At 47.1% G+C, this 7,010-nt stretch carries 6 protein-coding genes and 8 tRNA genes; 2 read left to right on the top strand and 12 right to left on the bottom strand.

Annotated elements, in window-relative coordinates; translation table 11 throughout:
- Nucleotides 1–99: 99 nt before the first annotated feature.
- The 12 genes from L4D76_RS20225 to mutY all read right to left on the bottom strand — a co-directional run bounded on the left by L4D76_RS20225 (nt 100) and on the right by mutY (nt 4,920).
- Nucleotides 100–175 (bottom strand) — tRNA-Phe (locus L4D76_RS20225).
- 66 nt (nt 176–241) lie between these two features.
- A tRNA-Thr gene (locus L4D76_RS20220) sits at nt 242–317 on the bottom strand.
- 95 nt (nt 318–412) lie between these two features.
- Nucleotides 413–488, bottom strand: a tRNA-Phe gene (locus tag L4D76_RS20215).
- A gap of 134 nt (nt 489–622) precedes the next feature.
- A complete protein-coding gene (locus tag L4D76_RS20210) occupies nt 623–1,249 on the bottom strand; it encodes a glutathione S-transferase family protein (RefSeq protein ID WP_428442682.1) in 627 nt (208 codons plus the stop codon).
- A 175-nt stretch (nt 1,250–1,424) separates the two neighbouring features.
- A tRNA-Asn gene (locus tag L4D76_RS20205) sits at nt 1,425–1,500 on the bottom strand.
- A 72-nt stretch (nt 1,501–1,572) separates the two neighbouring features.
- Nucleotides 1,573–1,648: transfer RNA gene (locus tag L4D76_RS20200), tRNA-Phe, on the bottom strand.
- Between the two features lie 66 nt (nt 1,649–1,714).
- Nucleotides 1,715–1,790 (bottom strand) — tRNA-Thr (locus L4D76_RS20195).
- 43 nt (nt 1,791–1,833) lie between these two features.
- Nucleotides 1,834–1,909 (bottom strand) — tRNA-Asn (locus L4D76_RS20190).
- A gap of 64 nt (nt 1,910–1,973) precedes the next feature.
- Nucleotides 1,974–2,049 (bottom strand) — tRNA-Phe (locus L4D76_RS20185).
- 163 nt (nt 2,050–2,212) lie between these two features.
- On the bottom strand, nt 2,213–3,349 hold the full coding sequence (mltC, locus tag L4D76_RS20180; protein ID WP_428442681.1) for a membrane-bound lytic murein transglycosylase MltC: 1,137 nt from the start codon (nt 3,347–3,349) through the stop codon (nt 2,213–2,215).
- Nucleotides 3,350–3,493: 144 nt separating this feature from the next.
- Nucleotides 3,494–3,766: an oxidative damage protection protein gene (locus L4D76_RS20175; RefSeq protein ID WP_428442680.1), complete on the bottom strand. Its 273-nt coding sequence runs from the start codon at nt 3,764–3,766 to the stop codon at nt 3,494–3,496.
- 83 nt (nt 3,767–3,849) lie between these two features.
- The gene (gene mutY / locus L4D76_RS20170; protein WP_428442679.1) at nt 3,850–4,920 is read right to left on the bottom strand and encodes an A/G-specific adenine glycosylase; all 1,071 of its coding nucleotides are present in this window, start codon (nt 4,918–4,920) and stop codon (nt 3,850–3,852) included.
- Nucleotides 4,921–5,150: 230 nt separating this feature from the next.
- Here mutY and trmB point away from each other — a divergent pair, with 230 nt between their 5' ends.
- Both trmB and glsB read left to right on the top strand, forming a co-directional pair.
- The gene (trmB, locus tag L4D76_RS20165) at nt 5,151–5,888 is read left to right on the top strand and encodes a tRNA (guanosine(46)-N7)-methyltransferase TrmB (RefSeq protein WP_428442678.1); all 738 of its coding nucleotides are present in this window, start codon (nt 5,151–5,153) and stop codon (nt 5,886–5,888) included.
- Between the two features lie 139 nt (nt 5,889–6,027).
- Entirely contained in the window at nt 6,028–6,948 is a 921-nt protein-coding gene (glsB, locus tag L4D76_RS20160) for a glutaminase B (protein ID WP_428442677.1), read from the top strand.
- The last annotated feature ends 62 nt before the right edge of the window (nt 6,949–7,010 follow it).

Below are 7,010 nucleotides of genomic sequence, written 5' to 3'. Positions count from 1 at the left end.
ACCAACTGAACTAAAAGGGAATTATTCCTAAGAGACGAGTAGAGAGTTTCGAGTTTCTAGAACTCGATTCTCGAACCTTTAATCTCGGCTCTTTTAATATGGTGCCTCGAGGCGGAATCGAACCACCGACACGAGGATTTTCAATCCTCTGCTCTACCGACTGAGCTATCGAGGCAAAAGTAAAAAGGTGTTAAGGCTTTCTACTCTTGCAATGYTGCTRTTSRCAACAATYGCTAAAAAATGGTGCCGACTACCGGAGTCGAACTGGTGACCTACTGATTACAAGTCAGTTGCTCTACCTACTGAGCTAAGTCGGCACACTTTAATTTGTTGCCCGGGGGGACTAACCCTGCCCAGCTAGTGACTGATGAATAACTGACAAGCAGTAATAAAATCAATCACTTTAAAATCATGGTGCCTCGAGGCGGAATCGAACCACCGACACGAGGATTTTCAATCCTCTGCTCTACCGACTGAGCTATCGAGGCAACGGGGCGCATTTAAAAGGTTTTCAGCTGTTTCGTCAACGGTTTTTTGTGAAATGAGGCGCGACCTTTGATTTTTTGTGCGGATTGGTTGTATTTTGAACCTTTCCGCACTAATTAAGGCACGGTAACGTTTCTCAATTCTCGGCTAAAGCAAATAGCTCCTGATTTAAAGCGCGCATTAAAGCGGGGCGTTTACTGAGGTTCTGGCGATATTTTTCTAATCCGGGCGGGAGTTTTTGTTCAAATTTGACGGCCCAGTTTAAGGTGTGGGCCAAGAGAATATCAGCGACAGATGGTGATTTTCCTAACAGATAGTCAGAAACCGGCAGCCAACGCTCTGCGGTTTGAGCGGCTTTTTTAAATTCCCAGTTTGCGACGGCGAGCATTTCCGGCAGACGGATTTGTTCAGGCAGGGCAAATTTATGTTTTCCCATACTCCACAAAGGTTGTTCCAATTCGGTGGTAATAAAACTCACCCATTGATGGTGCAGGGCGGCTTCGGCACCGCCGGGTTCCGGCAACCAGTGACGGTTATATCTTTCGGCAAGATAGAGGCAAATGGCGGAAGACTCACAGATGATGATTTCGCCATCTTTTAATGTCGGTACTTTGCCTTGCGGGCATAAGGTGAGGTAGCTTGATGATTTATGTTCACCTTTGGCCAGGTCAACTAAGTGGTAGTGCCATTCCAGCCCTAATTCTTCTAACAGCCAGGAGACACGCAATGAACGGGAGCGAGGGTAACCAAACAACGTGATCATCTATTCTTCCTTGAGTCTGATCTTCCTAATGACAGGTACTCTCTAAATTTAGTCGAAAAAACGTAAAAAAGAACAAAATCCGAGAGTGGAATGATTGGTATTACAGCGAAGGGCATAAGTGAAGAAATCATCAGATACAAAAAAAGCCTCATCCGAAGATGAGGCTTTCAGTGTTTGGCTCCCTTTGCTGGACTTGAACCAGCGACATACGGATTAACAGTCCGGCGTTCTACCAACTGAACTAAAAGGGAATTATTCCTAAGAGACGAGTAGAGAGTTTCTAGAACTCGATTCTCGAACCTTTAATCTCGRCTCTTTTAATRTGGTGCCTCGAGGCGGAATCGAACCACCGACACGAGGATTTTCAATCCTCTGCTCTACCGACTGAGCTATCGAGGCAAAAGTAAAAAGGTGTTAAGGCTTTCTACTCTTGCAATGYTGCTRTTSRCAACAATYGCTAAAAAATGGTGCCGACTACCGGAGTCGAACTGGTGACCTACTGATTACAAGTCAGTTGCTCTACCTACTGAGCTAAGTCGGCACACTAATTTTTTTTGTCTTCAAGCTTACGCTTAAAGACGAATTGGCTCCCTTTGCTGGACTTGAACCAGCGACATACGGATTAACAGTCCGGCGTTCTACCAACTGAACTAAAAGGGAATTGTTTTTTCGTTGCTTGCACCGTCTTCTAAAAGTGTTCTTACGAACAGGCTAAAAGAAGTAATGGTGCCTCGAGGCGGAATCGAACCACCGACACGAGGATTTTCAATCCTCTGCTCTACCGACTGAGCTATCGAGGCAACGGAGCGCTATTAAACGGGTTTTCAGTCGCTTCGTCAACTTATTTTTCGAGAAAAAGTGCGGAAATAGTTCGCTTGCTCGCTTTTTGTTCACTCGTAGCGAGAGCTTTGGTTATTTGATGGTTGAGCGGTGATGAAATCACCACTCAACGGCAGCTTCAGGCTAGATATTTCCCTGATTAAATTCTTTTTGATAGTTGGTGACTTTTTGCAGGTAGCGCCTCGCTTCTGCTTTTGGGTGTTTATTGGTTAATGCCCAGTAAACTTGGTTTGGCTGTAAGTTGTTTAAGTCACGCATTGCCCGCTTTCTATCACGATCGAAAGTATTCAAGACCCCTCCGGTGCCTCCGTTGTAGGCCGAGATCATACTGTAGTGCAGTGATAACGGATTTTGTACATCCTTCAGGTAGCGGTTGCGCAATATGTAAAAATAGGCTGTGCCAGTATCAATATTACTCGCCGGATCAAATAGATACTCAGGAGATGGCGTGCCTGATTTCTTTTTGACTAATTTGAATACATCGGCGCCGGCAGTTTTCGGAACCACCTGCATCAGGCCGTACGCATTGGCCCGGCTGACGGCATAGGGGTTAAAACTGCTTTCTGTTTTAATGATGGCGTAGATGAGATCTTCTTTAATGCCATAACGACGCGAAGCATCTCGTACAATGCTGGCATATTTATAGCGTCGTTTATTGACGTGATCGGCCACCATCGGGATCTCAACATAATAAGCCTGCTGGTAACGGATCTTCTTCTTTTTCAGTTGGCTGTCGACCAGGTACTCGGCAAATTGATTCGCCCGCCACGACCACTCAATCGGTTTGCCTTCCTGATCTAAAACCTGGCCATAGAGGAAAGGTTTCCCCCTCAGTTCAATGGCTAAATCTGAGTAGAGATCGACGCCGGCGGGGTTGTCGGGGGTGAGTAACGTGGTAGTGATCGCTTCTCTTAAATGTTTCTCCGGCTCGGTTTTGGCAACAGTTTCGACGATAACCACCCCGCGTTCAAAGTCGACATGGGTACGGCTTTGATAACCATCGGTGTATTTTACATACTGGCGCTTGCTGGCCATTAGGGCATCATCGTCACCCCAATACCTTTTGACTTTACCGTTAAAGGAGCTGAGCAAACGGTTAAGCGCAGCGGCATCTTTGGTAAATTGCCCCGGCAGCGGTGCAAGGTTTTTGGCAAAACGGTTGGTTGTTCCGTAGTCGACGTCATACATTTTTTCGACTAATTCACGGCTGCATCCGTTTAGCAGAATTAAAGAAAATAAGATAAAAAAGCGTTTTTTCATAAATTTGACAGGTAAAAAAAAGACATCATTGATTGGTCATCAATGATGTCATTTTCTGTCACTCCCGGTAAGCTTTTTAACCGCTAAATATCGACAAACCGTGATGCTATACCGATTGGAATGTTAGGAATGTTAAGTGAGGGGTTATTCGCTTGGCGGGGTATAACCGTCGATCACCACGTCCTGGCCTTCAAACAGGTAGTTAACCATTTCAGTTTCAAGTAGCTGGCGATGTTCTGTGTTCATCATATTCAGCTTTTTCTCATTGATCAGCATGGTTTGCTTGCTTTGCCACTCAGCCCAGGCCTCTTTCGAAATATTGTCAAAAATGCGCTTTCCCAGATCGCCGGGGTAAAGTTGGAAATCTAAACCTTCCGCATCTTTTTTCAGACGGGTACAAAAAACAGTACGGCTCATTGAGTGGCTCCTTAATCATGACCTTAATGAGTATGCTGCTAGTTATACCAGAGTGTTGCCGTTGCTTCTAGATATATGGCATTCTAGGACAAGGCTGCGTTCAGCTCATAACGCAGACTTTCTAAGATCTGTTGTACCGGTGCAGCTAAACCGACTTTAGGCGGCTCATTTAAGTTGTACCATTGTCCGTTTCCCCCTTCCTGAACAACATTAACGGGGGCTGCCAGCTGCATCCTGATCGGGACGATATCGAGATGATAGTGGCTGAATGTATGGCGGAAGGCATGTAACTGCTCGGTTTCGGTGATATTAACAGGGGCAGAGCCGAAGCGCTGTTCCAGTAGCGGGGCCAGATCATCGGTGTCGTTTTGCGGGAAACACCACAATCCTCCCCAGATCCCTGCCGGCGGACGTTGCTCAAGCCAGACTTCTTCACCATGTTGTAAAATCGCGAACCAGGCTTGTTTCTCGGGCATGGTTTTCTTTGGTTTCTTACCCGGGAAGTCGCTCTGGCGATCTTGTGCTTTCGCTTCACATTGTTTGGCTACCGGGCACAGCTCGCATTTCGGTTTACTGCGGGTGCAGATCATTGCCCCCATATCCATCATGGCTTGGTTGTAGCGTTCGACACCGGTTGCAGGTGTGTTCGCTTCGGCAATCTCCCACAAGGTATTTTCAACCGGTTTCTTGCCCGGCCAGCCTTCTACGGCATAGCAACGGGCCAGTGTCCGTTTCACGTTACCATCTAAAATCGCATGATGCTGTTTGAGAGACAGTGATAATACGGCGCCTGCTGTTGAGCGGCCAATACCGGGTAAGGCCTGAACCTCAACGATGTCGGCAGGAAATTCACCGTGATGTTCAGATACAATCAATTGAGCGGCTTTATGTAAATTACGCGCACGGGCGTAATAACCCAGCCCGGTCCAGAGGTGAAGCACCTCGTCCTGCTCAGCTGCCGCTAATGCTTCAACGGTGGGGAAGCGCGCGATAAAACGTTCAAAATAGGGAATAACCGTGGCCACTTGGGTCTGTTGCAGCATGATTTCGGATAGCCATACTTTATAGGGTGTTTTATTTTGTTGCCAGGGCAGGGTCTTACGACCAAATTTGTCATACCACGCTAAAATGGCATCAGAAAAAGTAGTACTCACAGAATTAACTCACTCGGCTGATTTTAGTGGCGGTGGGACCGCACGATTATAATTATTTGGCGTGATTGCATCATAAACGGCCCCTTGTCGCAATCTATACCCAAACCTCTGCAACTCTCGCTGACCTCGGCATTTTGAAGTGGTTTGGTTATATATGCTTGCACTTAAGCCATAACTTTGGATAATGCCAGCGCTTAGTTTTTATTCATTTTCAGTTTTAGGTATTAATCATGAGCGAAGTTTCAAAGACCTCAGGCGACGTAACAGTGTCTGAATTTACCGAAGACGGCAAACTGGTACGTAAGATCCGCAGCTTTGTACGTCGTGAAGGTCGTTTAACCAAGGGCCAGGAGACGGCCATGGAAAACAATTGGCCGACAATGGGTATCGATTTCGCTCAGCAAATGCTGGACTGGAAAGAAGTCTATCACCGTGAGGCACCTGTGGTGCTGGAAATCGGTTTTGGCATGGGCGCATCGTTTGTCGAAATGGCAAAAAATGCCCCGGAGAAGGACTTTATCGGCATCGAAGTACATAGCCCGGGTGTGGGTGCATGTCTGATGGCTGCCGGGGACGCTGAGCTGACAAACTTACGCGTAATGTGCCACGATGCCGTAGAAGTTTTCGATTATATGATCCCGGATGGCAGCCTGGATACGGTACAGTTATTTTTCCCTGACCCATGGCATAAAGCTCGTCACCACAAACGTCGTATCGTACAGCCTGCATTTGCTGAAATGTTACGTAAAAAACTGAAAATCGGTGGTATCTTCCACATGGCTACTGATTGGGAAAACTACGCAGAGCACATGGTTGAAGTGATGAATGCCGCACCAGGTTACCAGAATACGGCGACTGACGGTGACTACATTGCACGTCCGGAAGATCGCCCGTTAACTAAATTTGAAGCGCGTGGCCACCGTTTAGGTCATGGTGTATGGGACATGAAATACGCCCGAACTGAATAGTTTTCATCGCTTTGTTATTCGCTTTGAGATAATAAGCATAAGTAACTAAATGGTGAGAATGATCGCCGAATAGTGATGATTGGATCATGCCTCTAAAGCCAACCGTTGTGTTGGCTTTTTTGCCCCCTGGAGAAGAAGAATGAAGCCTACTGAACAGCTGCTCGCTGACATTCTAGATGAAGTCAGACCGTTAATTGGTCAGGGTAAAGTCGCTGATTACATTCCCGCACTGAACGATGTGCCAGCGCACAAGCTGGGTATTGCGGTTTGTTATAACGACGGGGAAGTTATTCAGGCGGGTGACAGTCAGGAAGGTTTCTCTATTCAGTCTATCTCTAAGGTAATGGCGCTGACGCTGGCGCTGACCTTGTATGAGCCGGATGAAATTTGGCGTCGTGTGGGCAAAGAGCCGTCAGGCCATGCGTTTAACTCGATGATCCAACTCGAACTGGAAAATGGTATTCCGCGTAATCCATTCATTAACGCCGGTGCTTTAGTGGTGTCGGATTTGCTGCATAGCCGTTTATCAGCGCCGCAATACCGGATGCTGGAATTGGTCCGTGAACTGGCCTGTAATCCGCATATCGTCTATGACAAAGCGGTTGCCGCATCGGAGATGCAGCACAGTGATCGCAATGCCTCGATTGCTTATTTGATGCGTTCATTCGGTAACTTCGACAATGAAGTGATGCCGGTGCTGACCAATTACTTCAGTTATTGCGCACTCAGAATGAGTTGTGTCGATTTGGCGCGTACATTTAGTTATTTAGCGAATAAAGGGCTTCCTTTAGACGCAAAAAAAACAATTATCAGCCAAACTCAGAGTAAGCAAATGAATGCATTGCTCGCAACTTGCGGTCTGTACGATGGAGCGGGTGAGTTTGCTTACCGGGTGGGTATGCCAGGCAAATCTGGTGTGGGTGGTGGCATTGTTGCGATCGTGCCGGGAGAAATGACCATTACGGTATGGTCTCCGGAGCTGGATCCTTCCGGAAATTCACTGGCAGGAACGGCAGCATTAGAGTTGCTTGCCGAGCGGATTGGACGCTCGATCTTTTAGGGGTATCGTCTTTCGCGTATGCCCCGGCTAGCCTTGGGGGATGCGCGTGAAAAAATTAAATA

The organism is Photobacterium sagamiensis (assembly GCF_050337085.1).
Taxonomy (GTDB): domain Bacteria; phylum Pseudomonadota; class Gammaproteobacteria; order Enterobacterales; family Vibrionaceae; genus Photobacterium; species Photobacterium sagamiensis.
The sequence above is the reverse complement of the archived record's forward strand: the minus strand, read 5'-3'. Positions and strand labels throughout refer to the sequence as shown.